Here is a 1166-nt window from a genome sequence, read left to right on the forward strand (position 1 = left end):
AAACCGCACGTCAACGTTGGTACTATCGGCCACGTTGACCACGGTAAAACTACCCTGACTGCTGCTATCACCACCGTTCTGGCTAAAACCTACGGCGGTTCTGCTCGTGCATTCGACCAGATCGATAACGCACCAGAAGAAAAAGCACGTGGTATCACCATCAACACTTCTCACGTTGAATACGATACCCCTGCACGTCACTACGCGCACGTTGACTGCCCAGGGCACGCCGACTACGTTAAAAACATGATCACCGGTGCTGCTCAGATGGACGGCGCTATCCTGGTTGTTGCTGCGACTGATGGCCCTATGCCACAGACTCGTGAGCACATCCTGCTGGGTCGTCAGGTTGGCGTTCCTTTCATCATCGTATTCATGAACAAATGTGACATGGTTGATGACGAAGAGCTGCTGGAACTGGTAGAAATGGAAGTTCGTGAACTTCTTTCTGCTTATGACTTCCCTGGTGATGACCTGCCAGTTGTTCGTGGTTCAGCGCTGAAAGCACTGGAAGGCGAAGCTGAGTGGGAAGCTAAAATCATTGAGCTGGCTGGCTACCTGGATTCCTACATCCCAGAACCAGAGCGCGCAATTGACAAGCCATTCCTGCTGCCAATCGAAGACGTATTCTCCATCTCCGGCCGTGGTACAGTTGTAACCGGTCGTGTAGAGCGCGGTATCGTTAAAGTTGGCGAAGAAGTTGAAATCGTGGGTATCAAGGACACTGTCAAGTCAACTTGTACTGGCGTTGAAATGTTCCGTAAACTGCTTGACGAAGGTCGTGCAGGCGAGAACGTTGGTGTTCTGCTGCGTGGTATCAAGCGTGAAGACATCGAACGTGGTCAGGTTCTGGCTAAACCAGGTTCAATCAAACCACACACCAAATTTGACTCAGAAGTGTATATCCTGAGCAAAGATGAAGGCGGCCGTCATACTCCGTTCTTCAAAGGCTACCGTCCACAGTTCTACTTCCGTACAACTGACGTGACCGGTACTATCGAACTGCCAGAAGGCGTTGAGATGGTAATGCCTGGTGACAACGTGAACATGGTTGTTACCCTGATCCACCCAATCGCGATGGATGACGGTCTGCGTTTCGCAATCCGTGAAGGCGGCCGTACCGTTGGTGCTGGTGTTGTTGCTAAAGTTATCGCTTAATCGCTGAT

Annotated in this window: 1 protein-coding gene; it reads left to right on the forward strand. The window is 51.0% G+C overall.

Translation table 11 applies throughout. The features are described from left to right. Positions 1-1158, forward strand: a 1158-nt coding sequence (gene tuf / locus SPM24T3_RS24035) for an elongation factor Tu (RefSeq protein WP_009639441.1), incomplete at its 5' end; no start/stop codon positions are given. Positions 1159-1166 lie beyond the last annotated feature (8 nt).

It is taken from the genome of Serratia sp. M24T3 (genome assembly GCF_000257645.1).
Taxonomy (GTDB): Bacteria; Pseudomonadota; Gammaproteobacteria; order Enterobacterales; family Enterobacteriaceae; genus Rouxiella.